Consider the following 14806-nt stretch of genomic DNA (forward strand, 5'->3'; position numbering starts at 1 on the left):
GGTTCGGCTCTCGTCGCATCGGTCGTCGATAGCGGCGGCCTGAGCATCGGGGATGACCCCGATTCCTCCCTGAGAGGGATTCCGCGGTGCGGTCCGACTCCCTAGGGTGGTGGAGATGCCCGGCGGCCCCTACGGCTGGGCCACCCGACGAAGGAGTGCCGTGGGCATCTGGCGCAAGTGGATCTTCCCGACCGTTCGAGTCGTGCTGGTGGCGGTGATCGCGATTGCACTCGCGAAGCTCGCATTCTTCCCCGATCGGGCCGAGGCCGACGCTGAGGCGATCTCGCCCACGGGCACGGTGTCGGAGCCGCAGGCCGTCGTGGCACGCGGTTCCATCGCGAACGACGTCGTGCTCACCGGCACCGTGAACGCGGATGCCTCGGCGCCCGTCAAGGCGACGGGCACCGGCATGGTCGACGAGGTCTTCGTGACGGCGGGGCAGCAGGTCGCCGCGGGACAGGAGATCTTCGACATCAAGGTCGAGGATCCGATCGAACCGGTCGAGTCGACGGGCCCCGACGGCCTGCCGACGGTCACGGTGCCGCGTGCGAGCTTCCACTTCGAGAAGGTGCTGGCGCCGACGGCGGGCGTGCTCTCCTCCCTCGACGTCATCGCGGGCCAACCGGTCGCCACGGGGGATGTCGCGGGCCAAGTCGCCCCGCCGAGCTTCAACGTGACGGCGACGCTGAGTCCCGAACAGCAGTATCGGCTCACGAGTGCGCCGACAGAGGCGGCCGTGACCATCGCGGGCGGTCCGGCGCCCTTCACGTGCGGCGGTCTCGTGATCTCGACGCCGCTGTCGGGCGCCGGCAGCAGCCCGGCCGGCTCGGGCGCGGGTGCGTCCGGTGGCGCTGGTGCAGGTACCGGCGGCGAGGCATCCGGCGGCACGGCCGTGCGCTGCGCCGTGCCGGGCGACGTGCGTGTCTTCCCCGGCCTCTCCGCCCAGGTCAAGATCTCAGCAGGCAGCGCCGATGACGTGCTCGTCGTGCCGATCACCGCGGTCGAGGGCGGCGCCGAGACCGGAGTGGTGTGGCTCGTGACGTCCGATGGCGAGCGCATCGAGCAGCCCGTGCGCCTCGGCCTGAGCGACGGCAGCCAGGTCGAGGTCGTCGAAGGCGTCGCCGAGGGCGATGAGGTGCTGCAGTTCGTGCCCGGTGCGCCAGGCGAGAGCGGCGGCGAGGGCTGCGTGCAGACGCCCGACGGCATGATGACGTGCGGAACCGTCACGAAATGACGCTCGTCGAAGCACGCGGCGTCGGCCGAACGGTGGAGCTCGCCGACGGGCATCCGCTCACTATCCTCTCCGGCGTCGACTTGACTGTCTCCGAAGGAGACCGAGTCTCGATCGTCGGTCGCTCGGGGTCGGGCAAGTCGACCTTTCTGAACCTCCTCGGCCTCCTCGACACGCCGACCGACGGCGAGCTCGCGTTCCTCGGGCACGACGTGCGGCGCATCGGCAGCGGCGTGCGCGATCGGTTGCGCGGGCGCGAGATCGGCTTCGTGTTCCAGCAGTTCAATCTGCTGCCGGGTCGCACGGCTCTCGAGAATGTGCAGACGCCGCTGCTGTATTCGGGCGGGCGCGAGTTCTGGCATCGCGAACGCATCGCCCGCGACATGCTCGAGCGCGTCGGACTGGGGGAGCGGTTGTCGACGAAGCCCGAGCGGCTGTCGGGCGGCGAGCAGCAGCGAGTGGCCATCGCCCGCGCGCTCGTGCGCCGACCGCGGCTGATCCTCGCCGATGAGCCGACCGGTGCCCTCGACCTCGAGACCGGCGCCGAGGTGATGGCGCTCATCGAATCCGTTGCTGCCGAGACCGGTGCAGCCCTGGTGACGATCACGCATGACCCCGCGATCGCCGCGCGTGCCAACCGGCACTTCCGACTCGTCAGCGGGCGACTTGAGACGACGGATGCCTCGGCTGAGGCATCCCTCGCGCGGGAGGTGCGCGGGGCGCACCCCGTGGTCGCGGCATCCGATCGCCCGAATCCCGTCGCCGATCACGGCGCCGATCACGGCGCTGTCGAAGCCGAGGCGGTCGCATGACCGGCTGGCTGGCGCGCACGGCAACGGGCGTGGTGAGCACGGTCGTCGAGGCTCTCGAAGAACTGCGCATCCACCGTGGCCGCGTGCTGCTCTCGCTCATCGGCGTCGCCGTCGCCGTGTGCGCGCTCTCGACCGTGGTCGCCGCGGCGGCGATCGCCGAGCAGGCGGGCCGTGAGATGCAGGAGCGCTATGGCGGTCGACCCGCGACCATGTCCCTGAACATCAGCTCGGCGGGCGGCGCTGTCGACACCGAGGCGGCGGCCGTCGCGTGGCAGATCGCGCTCGACCGGCACGAGGTCGACTATGCGAGCCGCTCGGGTTGGGGCGGTCTCACTGTGCAGTTCGTCGACGGCGCCGTGCCGGTGCAGATGCAGGTCGTCGATCCCGACTACGGCATCATGCACCGCGTGCGCCTGATGGAGGGCGCCTGGTTCTCCGAGCGCGATGCCGATCGCCTCGCGCCGGCGGTCATCGTGAACGAGGCCTTCTGGAAACGGCTCGGGAGCCCGTCGCTGGCCACCCATCCGACGGTCGAACTGATCGGGAAGGGCCAGACCACGGGCGTGATCATCGGCGTCACCCCCGCTATGAACGAGTGGGACACGGAGCCGAACGGGTTCATCCTGACCGACGCCTTCCTCCCGCTGCAGTCCGCGACGCCCGATCCGATGATGGGCGAGTACATGCCGGCGTACGAGATGTGGGTTCCCGACGGCTCGGCCGACGAGCTCACCGAGTCGATGAAGCGAGCCTTCACCTCCGAGTTGGGCGAAGGCGCGACGGTCGACGGATGGCGCAGCGACTACGCCGCGCAAGAGGGCGACCCGTTCCTGGCGATCAAGCTCCTCGTCACCGGGGTGGCGGTCGTGATCCTGTTGCTGGGTGCGCTCGGCCTGCTGACGATCGCGCTCGTGACCGTACGCGGCCGCATCAGAGAGATCGGCGTGCGGCGCTCCTTCGGTGCGACCGCTGGGAGGGTGTTCTTCTCCGTGCTCATGGAGACCGTGGTCGGCACCTTCGTCGCGGGCGTCGTCGGCGTCGGCGTGGCCATCGCGCTCGTGCGCAGCCCGCTCATGGGCATGGTGCTCGGTGGTGCCGAGGTGGAGGATCTGCCCGGATTCCCGATCGAGGCGGCACTCATCGGCATCGGTGCAGCGGTCGCGGTCGGCGCGCTCGCGGGTCTCCTGCCGGCGCTCGGCGCGGTGCGGGTGAAGGTCATCGACGCGATCCGGTTCTGAGGGTGCGGAGGGTTCTGAGGGTTCTGCGGGTTCTGAGGGTTCTGCGGGTTCTGCGGGTTCTGAGGGCTCGGAGGGCTCCGAAGGTGTCGATGGAATCGAGGGCTCCGGGTTGAGGCTGCGAAACACGGCCGTAACGGGAGGCACCCACCCGAGGACGACCGTGCTCGCCGATCCGGTCTACCGGGGTACATCGCCGGTTGGCAGCGCCTTCCCAGGCACAGGATGCGCGTCGCGGATCGCGAACACTCGCGTCCGGCTGACACCCGGCGGGGGCGCGCGGCCGTAGCCTTATGGGCATGGCTACGAGCACCAGGTCGAACGGCCGTGCCTCGGGCACGTCTTCGCGTGCTTCGAGTTCGCGCACGGCGCCCACGAAGAAGCTGCCCGCGGCGAGCACTCGTGCCGCCGCGTCGAAGAAGGCGCCCCAGACGCCCGAGAGACCGAACGTGGTCGTGCGCGCGTGGATGGGACTCGCTCACCTGACCGGCGGCGCCGCCCGCGCACTCGGACCCGAGACGCTCTCGAAAGAGGAGCGGCGCGACGGTCTGCCGTTCTTCATCGTCGTGCTCGCAATCGCCGGTGCGGTCGTCGAGTGGTTCTTCATCAACGACCCCATCGCGCAGGTGCTCGATTCGTGGACGTTCGGCGGCTTGTTCGGCCGCGTCGCGTTCGCTCTGCCCGTCGTCATGCTGCTCTTCGCCGTGTGGCTTTTCCGGCACCCGAGCTCCGTGCATGACAACACCCGTATCGGCATCGGCCTCGGCCTGCTGCTCCTCACGGTCTCCGCGCTCTGCCACCTCTTCGGCGGCCTGCCCGAGCCCCGTGAGGGCATGGCCGTGCTCGCCCGCGCCGGCGGCATCCTCGGCTGGATGGTTGCGGCTCCGCTCACAGCGCTCATCACGCAGGCCGGGGCCACGGCCGTCGTCATCGTGCTCCTCCTGCTGGCGCTGCTGATCATCACGAAGACGCCGCCGAATCGTATTCCGGCGCGGTTCCGCGAGCTCTACGAGTGGCTCTTCGGGGCGACTCACGACGAACCGGTGACCGAAGTCGGCCCGAAGCCGTCGCGTCGTGATCGCAAGAAGGCCGTGCAGACCGAACTGTCGGGCATCGACGCGCTCGACGCAGACGGCGAAGAGCCGGGTCGCGGCGGCCTCGTACCGTGGTGGCGTCGCAACGATTCGAATCGCGAAGAGGACCCGTCGTTCGAAGCGCCAGGCGTGGAAGGCCTCACCGAGGTCTTCGGCGCTGGTTCCGCCGCCGGCAGCTTCGAGACGCCGCTCGAGGGCGTGGCCGCTCCGAGCAGCTACGACACCGAAGTACTCGGCGACCTCGAGCGTGCCGAGTCGGCCCTGCAGGGCTTCACGGGCGACGTGCCGCGCGGCGGCACCGGCCTTCGCGGTGACGACGCAGGGGCGACGAACGTGCTCGCGGTCTTCGACGAGGTCGATGCGGGCGACGCCGTCGCTCCCGCGGCGGCAGGCGCGGAGCCCTCGCAATTCGAGCCGGAAGCGGCTGCCGAGCCGGATCGCCCGTACCACCTGCCCGCATCCTCGAGCCTGGCTGCCGGTCCGCCCCCGAAGTCGCGCTCTCAGGCCAACGACGACGTCGTGCGCCAGATCACCGCGGTGCTCGACCAGTTCGGCGTCGATGCGAAGGTCACCGGCTTCTCGCGCGGGCCGACCGTCACGCAGTACGAGATCGAGCTCGGCCCGGGCGTCAAGGTCGAGCGGGTCACCGCGCTCTCGAAGAACCTCGCCTACTCGGTCGCCTCGAACGAGGTGCGCATCCTCTCGCCGATCCCAGGCAAGAGTGCGATCGGCGTCGAGATCCCGAACGCAGACCGCGAGACCGTCACCCTCGGCGATGTACTGCGCTCCGGCGCGGCCGTCAATGCGAAGCACCCCATGACGATCGGTGTCGGCAAAGACGTCGGCGGCGGCTACGTCGTCGCGAACCTCGCCAAGATGCCGCACCTGCTCGTCGCCGGCTCAACGGGCTCGGGCAAGTCGAGCTTCGTCAACTCGATGATCACGTCGCTGCTCATGCGCGCGAAGCCCTCAGATGTACGCATGGTGCTGATCGACCCGAAGCGCGTCGAGCTCGCACCGTACGCGGGCGTGCCTCACCTGATCACGCCCATCATCACGAATCCGAAGAAGGCTGCAGAGGCGCTGTCGTGGGTCGTGAAAGAGATGGACATGCGCTACGACGACCTCGCGTCGTTCGGCTTCCGTCACATCGACGACTTCAACAAGGCCGTCGTCAACGAAGAGATCGTGTTGCCCGCCGGTTCCGAGCGGAAGCTCAAGCCCTACCCCTACCTGCTCGTTGTGGTCGACGAGCTCGCCGACCTCATGATGGTCGCGCCCCGAGACGTCGAGGAATCGATCGTGCGAATCACCCAGCTCGCGCGCGCTTCGGGAATTCACCTCGTGCTCGCGACCCAGCGACCGTCTGTGGACGTCGTGACGGGTCTCATCAAGGCGAACGTGCCGTCGCGCCTCGCGTTCGCGGTCACGAGCGTGACCGACTCCCGCGTCATCCTCGACCAGCCGGGCGCAGACAAGCTCATCGGTCAGGGCGACGCGCTGTTCCTGCCGATGGGTGCCTCGAAGTCGATCCGCGTGCAGGGCGCCTGGGTCACCGAGGCCGAGATCGAGAAGGTCGTCAAGCACGTCACACGGCAGGCGCGGCCGGAGTACCGGCAGGATGTCGCGGCATCCGTCGAGCGTAAACAGATCGACTCCGACATCGGCGACGACCTCGAGCTGCTGCTCGCGGCGGCCGAGCTCGTGGTGTCGACGCAGTTCGGTTCGACCTCGATGCTGCAGCGCAAGTTGCGCGTGGGCTTCGCGAAGGCCGGCCGCCTCATGGACCTGCTGGAGTCGCGCGAGATCGTCGGCCCCTCCGAGGGGTCGAAGGCGCGCGACGTGCTGGTGACCGTCGAGCAACTGGCCGACGTGCTCGCGCGGCTCCGAGGCGAAGAACCAGCCGGTGCGCCGGCTCCGCGCGCCGCGGCACCGGCCGCAATCGCGGCTCAGGCCCAGGCTCAGGCTCCAGCGGCGCAGACTGGTCCGCTCGGCGACGGCATCGCCCCGACCGAGGCCTACGACGCGCCCGACGCCCGGTATGACGATCCCGTCGCCCGCATGAGCGAAGGTCGCGCAGAGGTCGACGGAGACGTCGACGAAGACGCTTGGGGCCTCACCGGGCGCGACTGAGCTCGGCCCGCGCACGGCGCGCCCGGTAGTCTGGCCTCATGACCTCCTCCGCCGGAAGCCCCGCGCGATCGGCGAACTGGAACCTTCCGAACGCGATCACCGTCGTGCGCATCCTGGCGGCCCCCGTGTTCTTCTGGATGCTGCTCGCCGACGCAGGAGAAGACGGCTGGCTGCGCTGGGCGGCGGCGGTGCTCTTCATCCTGGCGATCGCCACCGACGGCATCGACGGGCACATCGCACGTTCACGCGGGCTCGTCACCGACCTCGGCAAGATCCTCGATCCCATCGCCGACAAGCTCCTCACGAGCGGCGCTCTCGTCTGCCTCTCGATCCTCGGCGAGCTGCCGTGGTGGGTGACCGCGATCATCGTGGTGCGAGAGGTCGGCATCACCGTCTGGCGTCTCGTCGAGCTGCGCCGCGGCAATGTCGTGCCTGCGTCGTCCGGCGGCAAGCTCAAGACGGTCGTGCAGTCCGTCGCGATCTCCTTCGCGCTCGTGCCGCTGTGGCTCATCTTCGGCGAGTGGATCAACTGGGTCAACGGCGTGCTCATGACAGCGGCCGTGGTACTGACGCTGTGGTCCGGGCTCCTGTACGTGCGCGATGCCGTGCGCCTCGCACGCGCGTCGCGCGACGCGAGCTGAGACGGGCGAGCGGATGCCTCGCGCGACCGTCGACCCGGCAGCCCGGCTGATCACCGAGCTCACCGATCGCGGCCTGCGAATCGCCGTCGCCGAGTCGCTGACGGGCGGTCTCGTCGTCGCCGAACTCACGAGCATCCCCGGGGCATCCGTCGTGGTGAATGGCGGCGTGGTCGCGTACGACACCGCCGTGAAGCGGTCGGTGCTGGGCGTCTCGGCCGAGCTGCTCGCGAGCGAGGGCGCCGTGCACCCCGAGGTCGCCCGGCAGATGGCCGATCGCGTGCGCACGACCCTCGCGGTCGACGGCCGTGCCGCCGAGCTCGGCATCGCGACCACCGGGGTCGCGGGGCCCACCGATCAAGACGGCAAGCCGCCGGGCACGGTCTTCCTCGGCGTCGCGTTCGGCGACCAGATCGAGTCCATCGCCCTCGAGTTGCACGGCAGTCGCGCCGAGATCCGCGCGGCGACGGTGGTCGCGGTGCTCGACGCAGCGCTCGATCGGCTCGCAAAAGGCCGTCTCTCGGAACTCGACCGGCGGCACGCGGAATAGTCTTCGTGAACACCCTGTTACACGTGGAAGGTTCACACGAAAGCCCCAGTGTGCAACGCTAGATTGGAAGCACGGAGAGTCGGGTAGACTGACGCTCCGGTTTCCGGCTCCAGCGGAGTCGCAGGCAGAGAGAAGGAGGTTCCCGATGGTCCTGGTTCGACAGGAGATCGGCGATGTGCTGAGGGACTTCCGCCTGCAGAAGGGTCGCACCCTTCGTCAGGTCGCTTCCAAGGCGAGCGTCGCGCTCGGCTACCTGAGCGAGGTTGAACGCGGCCAGAAAGAGGCCTCGTCAGAGATTCTCGCGTCGGTCGCCGACGCACTCGACACGCCCATCTCGGTGATCATGCACGAGGTCGGTGACCGTATCGCCGTGATCGAAGGCCTCTCGGTAGTGCCCGACAGCCTGCCCGACGAGCTCGTCGCCGAGTTCGACGCCGACATGATGGTCCGCTGACCACCCACTTGCGAAACGCCGATCGGCCGGTCCTCGGACCGGCCGATCGCCTGTCCGGGAGGCACCCGTGAAGCTGAGCGAGTTCCACACCGCGGTCGACGCCGAGTTCGGCGCGGGCTACGGCAGCGTGGTGGTCGGCGACCTCGTGCTCGCGTCGCTCGGCGACCGCACGGCACGTGAGGCACTCGCTGCGGGCATTCGGCCTCGGGAGGTCTGGCTGGCGCTCTGCGAGGCGACGGATGTCCCCGAGTCGCGCCGGCACGGAGCCGGCAGGCCGGTCCCCGGGGAATCTCACCCGCCTCGGCAGTCGTAGCGCTGTACGGCTGCAACATCACGCCCGAAGAAGCGTTCGACACGCGGGCGATTCTTCGAACATGCGTTCGGAGACTGCGTTAGGCTCCTCAACAGCAGGAGCAACAGCGCATCCGTCCACATCCTCGTCGAACCGGCGTCGGATGTCGGTGGCTGATCATACGGTCGATGCGTCGGAACACACCGCAACCGCCTTGTCGCGAGACGCCGCGGGCCAGCACCAGCCGGTCTGGGCCCGCAACGTGGAACGACAGCCTACAGGCAGCAGCAATCGAGCAAGAAGGAGCCCCACCCATGGCATCACCAGCAGACCGCGAGAAAGCACTCGAGACCGCGCTCGCACAGATCGACCGCCAATTCGGCAAGGGCTCGGTCATGCGCCTCGGCAGTGAAGATCGCGCCCCCGTCGAGGTCATCCCGACCGGCTCGATCGCGCTCGACATCGCGCTCGGCATCGGGGGCATCCCGCGCGGCCGCATCGTCGAGATCTACGGCCCCGAGTCCTCGGGCAAGACCACGCTCACGTTGCACGCCATCGCCAACGCGCAGAAGGCCGGCGGCATCGCTGCGTTCATCGACGCGGAGCACGCGCTCGATCCCGAATACGCCAAGAAGCTCGGCGTCGACATCGATGCACTCCTCGTCTCCCAGCCCGACACGGGCGAGCAGGCACTCGAGATCGCCGACATGCTCGTGCGCTCCGGCTCCATCGACCTCATCGTCATCGACTCTGTCGCGGCGCTCGTGCCTCGCGCCGAGATCGAGGGCGAGATGGGCGACTCGCACGTGGGTCTCCAGGCGCGCCTCATGTCGCAGGCGCTCCGCAAGCTCACGGGCGGTCTCAGCCAGACCAACACGACGATGATCTTCATCAACCAGTTGCGCGAGAAGATCGGCGTCTTCTTCGGGAGCCCCGAGACCACCGCCGGTGGCAAGGCGCTGAAGTTCTACGCCTCGGTGCGACTCGACATCCGTCGTATCGAGACGATGAAAGACGGCACGGAGGCGGTGGGTAACCGCACTCGGGTCAAGGTCGTGAAGAACAAGATGGCGCCGCCGTTCAAGCAGGCGGAGTTCGACATCCTGTACGGCACCGGCATCTCGCGCGAGGGCAGCCTCATCGACTTCGGCGTCGATCAGGCGATCGTGAAGAAGTCGGGTGCGTGGTACACCTACGACGGCGATCAGCTGGGCCAGGGCAAAGAGAACGCCCGCAACTTCCTGTTGCAGAACCCTGACATCGCCGCCGACATCGAGCAGAAGATCCTCGTCAAGCTCAACGTCGGCCAGCCGGCCGTTGCGGCGGTTCCGTCGAACGTCGAGTCCATCGAGCCGAAGCTCGGGCGCAAGGGCGCCTGACCAATTGGGTACCGCGACGACGAGCGGAGATGACCGGGGTGGGCACTGAAATGAACGATGCATCATCTGAGCGGCTCGCCCCGGTCACCTACCTGCCGTGGGCGAAAGAGCCTGCGGCGCCTCCCACCGATGGTGCTCGTCGGCGCACGCCGACGAAGGAGGCTGCGGCTCCTGCACCGATGAGAGAGCCTGTGGTGCTTGCACCGATGACGGAGTCTGCGGCTCCTGCACCGATGAGCGAGCCTGCGTCTCCTGCGCCGACGAGAGAGCCTGTGGCGCTCGCGCCGGCGACGGAACCCGCACCTCCCAGCGCCCGTGGCGCCCGTGGCGCTCGTCGGCGTGCGACAGAGGCCGAAGAGTCGGCTCCCGACGAGAGCGGCGCCGAGCGAGATGCGCGCATCGATCGGCTCGTCGTCTCGCGGCTGCGCCGCTCGGCGCTCTCGGTTTCCGAAGTGCGAGCTGTGCTCCGCGAACATGGGCTCGATGACGTCGAGGTCGAGGAGTGGATCGAGCGCTACGAGCGACTCGGCTACCTCGACGACACCCGACTCGCCGAGCAGGTGGTGCACAGCCATGGCGTGCGCCGAGGCCGAGGCAGCGGAGCGATCCTGCAAGAGCTCGGGCGCCGAGGTGTCGACGCTTCGCTCGCTCGTGAAGCCGTCGAAGACCTCGACCCCGAGACCGAGCTCGAGAACGCGCGCGCGGTCGCGGAGCGCAGAGCGCGTCAGCTCAGGGGCCTCGACCGGCAGACTGCCGAACGGCGCCTGTCGGCGTTCCTCCAGCGCCGCGGGTACCCCGGCCACATCGTGCGCGAGGCGGTGACGGCGGCGCTCGCGGCGGATGGCTCGTAAACTGGTGCGATCATGAGCACCATTCACGACGTCTCCCTTCATGAGACACCCCGCGACCAGGTCGCTGAAGCGGCAGCGTCGCCGCGTACCTACGAAGTCCGCACCTTCGGGTGCCAGATGAACGTTCACGATTCGGAGCGACTCTCGGGCTCGCTCGAGGCTGCAGGTTATGTTCCCGCCGATGGAGCCGAAGCCGACATCGTCGTGATCAACACCTGTGCGGTGCGAGAGAACGCCGACAACAAGCTGTACGGCAACCTCGGCCACCTCGCGTCGGTGAAGCGACGGCACGCGGGCATGCAGATCGCGGTCGGCGGCTGTCTCGCGCAGAAAGACAAGAACGTCATCCTCGAGAAGGCGCCTTGGGTCGATGTCGTGTTCGGCACGCACAACATGGGTTCCCTGCCGAGCCTGCTCGAGCGCGCCCGCCACAATGACGAAGCGCAACTCGAGATCCTCGACTCGCTCGAGGTCTTCCCGTCGACGCTGCCGAGCAAGCGCGACTCGAGCTCCAGCGGTTGGGTGTCGATCTCGGTCGGCTGCAACAACACCTGCACCTTCTGCATCGTGCCTGCGCTGCGCGGAAAAGAGAAAGACCGACGGCCGGGCGACATCCTCGCCGAGATCCAGGCGCTCGTCGACGACGGCGTCGTCGAGATCACACTCCTCGGCCAGAACGTGAACTCCTACGGGATCGAGTTCGGCGACCGGCAGGCGTTCGGCAAGTTGCTCAGAGCAGCCGGCCAGATCGACGGACTCGAGCGCATCCGATTCACGAGCCCGCACCCCGCTGCCTTCACCGATGACGTCATCGATGCGATGGCCGAGACGCCGAGCGTCATGCCGCAGCTGCACATGCCGCTCCAGTCGGGTTCCGACCGAATCCTCAAGGCGATGCGCCGCTCCTACCGTTCCTCGAAGTTCCTCGGCATCCTCGATCGCGTGCGCGCGAAGATTCCCAACGCCGCGATCTCCACCGACATCATCGTGGGCTTCCCGGGCGAGACCGAAGAGGACTTCCAAGAGACCCTTCGCGTCGTCGAAGCAGCACGGTTCGCCTCGGCGTTCACCTTCCAGTACTCCATTCGGCCCGGCACCCCCGCCGCCACGATGGAGGACCAGGTACCGAAGGCGGTCGTGCAGGAGCGATACGAACGACTCGCCGCCCTGCAAGATCGCATCTCCTGGGAAGAGAACCAACGACTCGTCGGCCACTCCGTCGAAGTGCTCGTCTCGAACGCCGACGGAAAGAAGGACGACGCGACCCATCGGCTGAGCGGTCGCGCCGAAGACAGTCGACTCGTGCACTTCGAGGTGCCCGAGGGCTCCGAGGTGCCGCGCCCGGGCGACGTCGTCTCCGTCACGATCACGCAGGCCGCACCGTTCCACCTGCTCGCCGATTCAGTCGACGATGCGCCATTGCGCATTCGTCGCACCCAGGCCGGAGACGCATGGGATCGCGCCCAAGCTGAGAGCTGCGGCGTCCCGGCGGCGCCAGGGGCATCCGTCGCCGGTCGCGTCTCGCTCGGCCTGCCGACGCTGCGCGCACGGGGCGGCGAGCCGCTCATCTCGCCCGGAGTGGGCACGATGCCGATCTACGATCCCGCCGACGGCCAACGCTGACGTGACCCTCATCGCGATCGTCGGCGCGACGGGCACAGGCAAGTCCGCGTTCGCGCTCGATCTCGCCGAGGCGTTCGCACGAGACGGCCGCACTGCGGAGGTCGTGAACGCCGATGCGATGCAGCTCTACCGCGGAATGGACATCGGCACGGCGAAGCTCCCGCTCGATGAGCGACGCGGGGTGCCGCACCACCTGCTCGACGTGCTCGACGTCGTCGCCGAGGCATCCGTCGCCGAATACCAGTCGGCGGCCCGTGCCGCGATCGACGACGTGCTCTCACGCGGCGGCGTCGCATTGCTGGTCGGTGGATCCGGACTCTACGTCTCGTCGGTCATCCACGACTTCCGCTTTCCCGGCACGGATGCTGCGGTGCGCGCCCGCCTCGAAGCCGAACTCGCCGAGCAGGGCCCGGGGCTCCTGCACGCGCGGCTCCGTGCGATCGATGCCGCGACCGCCGCGAGTGTCGACGCGCAGAACGGCCGCCGCCTCGTGCGCGCGCTCGAGGTCATCGAGGTCACCGGGGAACCGAAGGCGGCGCGATTGCCCGACCAACCCGTGCCGTGGCGTGCGCATCACGTGGTGCACCTCCGAAGCGAGCGAGCACCACTTGTGGAGCGGCTGGATGCGCGCGTCGAGCAGATGTGGCGGGGAGGTCTGGTCGAGGAAGTGCGCGGACTCATCCCGCAGGGAATCGAGCGCGGAGTCACCGCTCGCAAAGCCATCGGGTACGCCCAAGCACTCGGTGAGATCACGGGGCGCATGTCGAGCGCCGATGCGATCGCCGAGACGCAACAGCTCACGCGCACCTACGCACGGCGCCAGGTGAGCTGGTTCAAGCGGTATCGAGACGCCGCCACGATCGATGCAGACGACCCGCTCGCCCGGGCCACGGAACTCGCCCGCCAGGCGGCCATAGACTGATCCGATGGCGTTTGATCTGCGGTTCACCAAGGGGCAGGGCACCGGCAACGACTTCGTGCTCTTCAGCGATCCCGAGGGCGAGACCGAACTCACGCCCACCCAGATCGCCGCGGTCTGCGACCGCCACTTCGGGGTGGGCGGTGACGGCGTCATCCGCGCCGTTCGCTCGGCGAATCTCGACGACGGCGCGGCGGCTCTCGCCGAGAACCCGCAGGCAGTGTGGTTCATGGACTACTGGAACGCCGACGGTACCGTCTCCGAGATGTGCGGCAACGGAATTCGGGTGTTCACGAGCTACCTGCTCGATCAGGGGCTCGCCGACCTCGGCCCCGACGCCGCGATCGCGATCGGCACGCGCGCCGGAGTGCGCACCGTTCGCCGCACCGCGTCGGGCTTCGAGGCGGACCTCGGTCGCTGGCGTCTCGCCGGCGGGGAGCCGCTCGTGCGCGCCAAGAGCCTCCCGGTCGCCCGGCCCGGACTCGGCATCGACGTCGGCAATCCGCACATCGTGGTCGCCCTGGCCGATGACGATGAGCTCGAGGGGCTCGATCTCGCATACCAGCCGGTGCTCGAGCCCGAGCCCGAGGCCGGTGCCAACATCGAGTTCGTCGTGCCCGCCGAGCCGCTCGTCGAAGACGGAGTCGGTCGCATCCGCATGCGGGTGCACGAGCGTGGTTCGGGTGAGACCCTCTCGTGCGGCACGGGTGCGGTGGCATCCGCGCTCGCGGTGCGGCACTGGGCGGGCGAGTCCGCGCCCGACACGTGGCGGGTTCAGGTACCCGGCGGCGTGCTGGGCGTTCGCATGTTCAAGGCCGACGACGGCGAGCACGTCGCGCTATCGGGGCCGGCCGAGCTCGTCTTCGACGGAGTGCTCAGCCTCGCCTGACCCGAGCAATCCCTGAGCTTGTCGAAGGGAACGGGGCCAGTCCGCTTCGACGGGCTCAGCGGGCAGACGGGCTCAGCGGGCAGACGGGCTCAGCGAGCGGATGCCGCGTGGCGCACCTCGAGCACGCGGAACCCCTTGTCGTGAGCTGCACGAACGACGTCGAGTGGGAGCTCGTCATCGATCCAGCGCTGCAGCGACTCGGCGCCGAGATGCTTGGCCACGACGAGCCACGCACTCGCGTCGTCTTGGAGGCGGGGCAGCCACTGCATGAGGATCGCGTGCAATTCGGCTTTGCCGACCCGGATCGGCGGATTCGACCAGATGCCGGCGAATCGAACATCGGCGGGAACATCCCCCGGCAATACCGCGTTGACATTGGTGATGCCGAGACGAGCAGTGTTACGACGTACGAGGTCGAGGGCACGCTCGTTCACATCGACGGCCCACACCGTGGCATCCGGAGATCGCAGCGCAAGTGAGATCGCGATCGCGCCCCAGCCGCAGCCGAGATCGAGCAGGTCGCCCGTTGCCGGAGGTGCCGCGGCGCGGTCGAGCAGGATGCGGGTGCCGGTGTCGAGATGTTCGGGGCTGAAGACGCCGCCCGCGGTGGAGAGCGAGAGCTCGCGACCCGCGAGGGTGACGGTGATGGTGCGGAGAGTGGCCTCGCCGCCCGGACGAGAGGAGAAATAGTGGTCGGAGGCCATAC

The 14806-nt window shown here is 68.7% G+C and carries 14 protein-coding genes; 13 read left to right on the plus strand and 1 reads right to left on the minus strand.

Annotated features, from left to right (window positions below; genetic code table 11):
* Positions 1 to 115 precede the first annotated feature (115 nt).
* The 13 genes from AC1C2U_RS15685 (at position 116) to dapF (ending at position 14100) form a co-directional block, all read left to right on the plus strand.
* Positions 116 to 1234, plus strand: coding sequence for an efflux RND transporter periplasmic adaptor subunit (locus AC1C2U_RS15685; RefSeq protein WP_495362690.1), 1119 nt, complete (start codon positions 116 to 118; stop codon positions 1232 to 1234).
* Positions 1231 to 2043, plus strand: coding sequence for an ABC transporter ATP-binding protein (locus AC1C2U_RS15690; RefSeq protein WP_495362691.1), 813 nt, complete (start codon positions 1231 to 1233; stop codon positions 2041 to 2043). Before AC1C2U_RS15685 ends, AC1C2U_RS15690 begins: the two co-directional genes overlap by 4 nt.
* Complete coding sequence (locus tag AC1C2U_RS15695) at positions 2040 to 3281, plus strand: ABC transporter permease (protein WP_495362692.1); 1242 nt, start codon at positions 2040 to 2042, stop codon at positions 3279 to 3281. The genes AC1C2U_RS15690 and AC1C2U_RS15695 overlap by 4 nt, the downstream gene beginning before the upstream one ends.
* 290 nt (positions 3282 to 3571) lie before the next feature.
* Positions 3572 to 6505 (plus strand): FtsK/SpoIIIE family DNA translocase, encoded by a 2934-nt coding sequence (locus AC1C2U_RS15700; RefSeq protein WP_495362693.1) that lies wholly within the window; start codon positions 3572 to 3574, stop codon positions 6503 to 6505.
* Positions 6506 to 6543: 38 nt separating this feature from the next.
* A complete protein-coding gene (gene pgsA / locus AC1C2U_RS15705) occupies positions 6544 to 7146 on the plus strand; it encodes a CDP-diacylglycerol--glycerol-3-phosphate 3-phosphatidyltransferase (protein WP_495362694.1) in 603 nt (200 codons plus the stop codon).
* Positions 7147 to 7159: 13 nt separating this feature from the next.
* A complete protein-coding gene (locus tag AC1C2U_RS15710; protein WP_495362695.1) occupies positions 7160 to 7693 on the plus strand; it encodes a CinA family protein in 534 nt (177 codons plus the stop codon).
* Between the two features lie 145 nt (positions 7694 to 7838).
* A complete protein-coding gene (locus AC1C2U_RS15715) occupies positions 7839 to 8147 on the plus strand; it encodes a helix-turn-helix domain-containing protein (RefSeq protein ID WP_344293510.1) in 309 nt (102 codons plus the stop codon).
* A gap of 67 nt (positions 8148 to 8214) precedes the next feature.
* Positions 8215 to 8460: a DUF3046 domain-containing protein gene (locus AC1C2U_RS15720; RefSeq protein ID WP_495362696.1), complete on the plus strand. Its 246-nt coding sequence runs from the start codon at positions 8215 to 8217 to the stop codon at positions 8458 to 8460.
* A gap of 293 nt (positions 8461 to 8753) precedes the next feature.
* Positions 8754 to 9818, plus strand: a complete 1065-nt coding sequence (recA, locus tag AC1C2U_RS15725; protein ID WP_495362697.1) for a recombinase RecA — start codon at positions 8754 to 8756, stop codon at positions 9816 to 9818.
* A 50-nt stretch (positions 9819 to 9868) separates the two neighbouring features.
* Positions 9869 to 10669 (plus strand): regulatory protein RecX, encoded by an 801-nt coding sequence (locus AC1C2U_RS15730; RefSeq protein WP_495362698.1) that lies wholly within the window; start codon positions 9869 to 9871, stop codon positions 10667 to 10669.
* 12 nt (positions 10670 to 10681) lie between these two features.
* Positions 10682 to 12292: a tRNA (N6-isopentenyl adenosine(37)-C2)-methylthiotransferase MiaB gene (miaB, locus tag AC1C2U_RS15735; protein ID WP_495362699.1), complete on the plus strand. Its 1611-nt coding sequence runs from the start codon at positions 10682 to 10684 to the stop codon at positions 12290 to 12292.
* A 1-nt stretch (position 12293) separates the two neighbouring features.
* Complete coding sequence (gene miaA, locus AC1C2U_RS15740; RefSeq protein WP_495362700.1) at positions 12294 to 13214, plus strand: tRNA (adenosine(37)-N6)-dimethylallyltransferase MiaA; 921 nt, start codon at positions 12294 to 12296, stop codon at positions 13212 to 13214.
* A gap of 4 nt (positions 13215 to 13218) precedes the next feature.
* Positions 13219 to 14100, plus strand: a complete 882-nt coding sequence (gene dapF, locus AC1C2U_RS15745) for a diaminopimelate epimerase (protein ID WP_495362701.1) — start codon at positions 13219 to 13221, stop codon at positions 14098 to 14100.
* A gap of 89 nt (positions 14101 to 14189) precedes the next feature.
* On the opposite strand, the gene AC1C2U_RS15750 is transcribed toward dapF, so the two are convergent.
* Positions 14190 to 14804: a class I SAM-dependent methyltransferase gene (locus AC1C2U_RS15750; protein ID WP_495362702.1), complete on the minus strand. Its 615-nt coding sequence runs from the start codon at positions 14802 to 14804 to the stop codon at positions 14190 to 14192.
* Between the last annotated feature and the right edge of the window lie 2 nt (positions 14805 to 14806).

This window comes from Agromyces sp. Y575 (assembly GCF_059445445.1).

Excerpts from the sequence above, each read along its gene's own strand:
- AC1C2U_RS15730 (WP_495362698.1), top strand. The coding sequence starts at position 9,869 with ATGAACGATGCATCATCTGAGCGGCTCGCCCCGGTCACCTACCTGCCG.
- recA (WP_495362697.1), top strand. The coding sequence starts at position 8,754 with ATGGCATCACCAGCAGACCGCGAGAAAGCACTCGAGACCGCGCTCGCA.
- dapF (WP_495362701.1), top strand. The coding sequence starts at position 13,219 with ATGGCGTTTGATCTGCGGTTCACCAAGGGGCAGGGCACCGGCAACGAC.
- pgsA (WP_495362694.1), top strand. The coding sequence starts at position 6,544 with ATGACCTCCTCCGCCGGAAGCCCCGCGCGATCGGCGAACTGGAACCTT.
- AC1C2U_RS15690 (WP_495362691.1), top strand. The coding sequence starts at position 1,231 with ATGACGCTCGTCGAAGCACGCGGCGTCGGCCGAACGGTGGAGCTCGCC.
- AC1C2U_RS15750 (WP_495362702.1), bottom strand. The coding sequence starts at position 14,804 with ATGGCCTCCGACCACTATTTCTCCTCTCGTCCGGGCGGCGAGGCCACT.
- AC1C2U_RS15695 (WP_495362692.1), top strand. The coding sequence starts at position 2,040 with ATGACCGGCTGGCTGGCGCGCACGGCAACGGGCGTGGTGAGCACGGTC.
- AC1C2U_RS15710 (WP_495362695.1), top strand. The coding sequence starts at position 7,160 with ATGCCTCGCGCGACCGTCGACCCGGCAGCCCGGCTGATCACCGAGCTC.
- AC1C2U_RS15715 (WP_344293510.1), top strand. The coding sequence starts at position 7,839 with ATGGTCCTGGTTCGACAGGAGATCGGCGATGTGCTGAGGGACTTCCGC.
- miaB (WP_495362699.1), top strand. The coding sequence starts at position 10,682 with ATGAGCACCATTCACGACGTCTCCCTTCATGAGACACCCCGCGACCAG.
- AC1C2U_RS15685 (WP_495362690.1), top strand. The coding sequence starts at position 116 with ATGCCCGGCGGCCCCTACGGCTGGGCCACCCGACGAAGGAGTGCCGTG.
- AC1C2U_RS15700 (WP_495362693.1), top strand. The coding sequence starts at position 3,572 with ATGGGCATGGCTACGAGCACCAGGTCGAACGGCCGTGCCTCGGGCACG.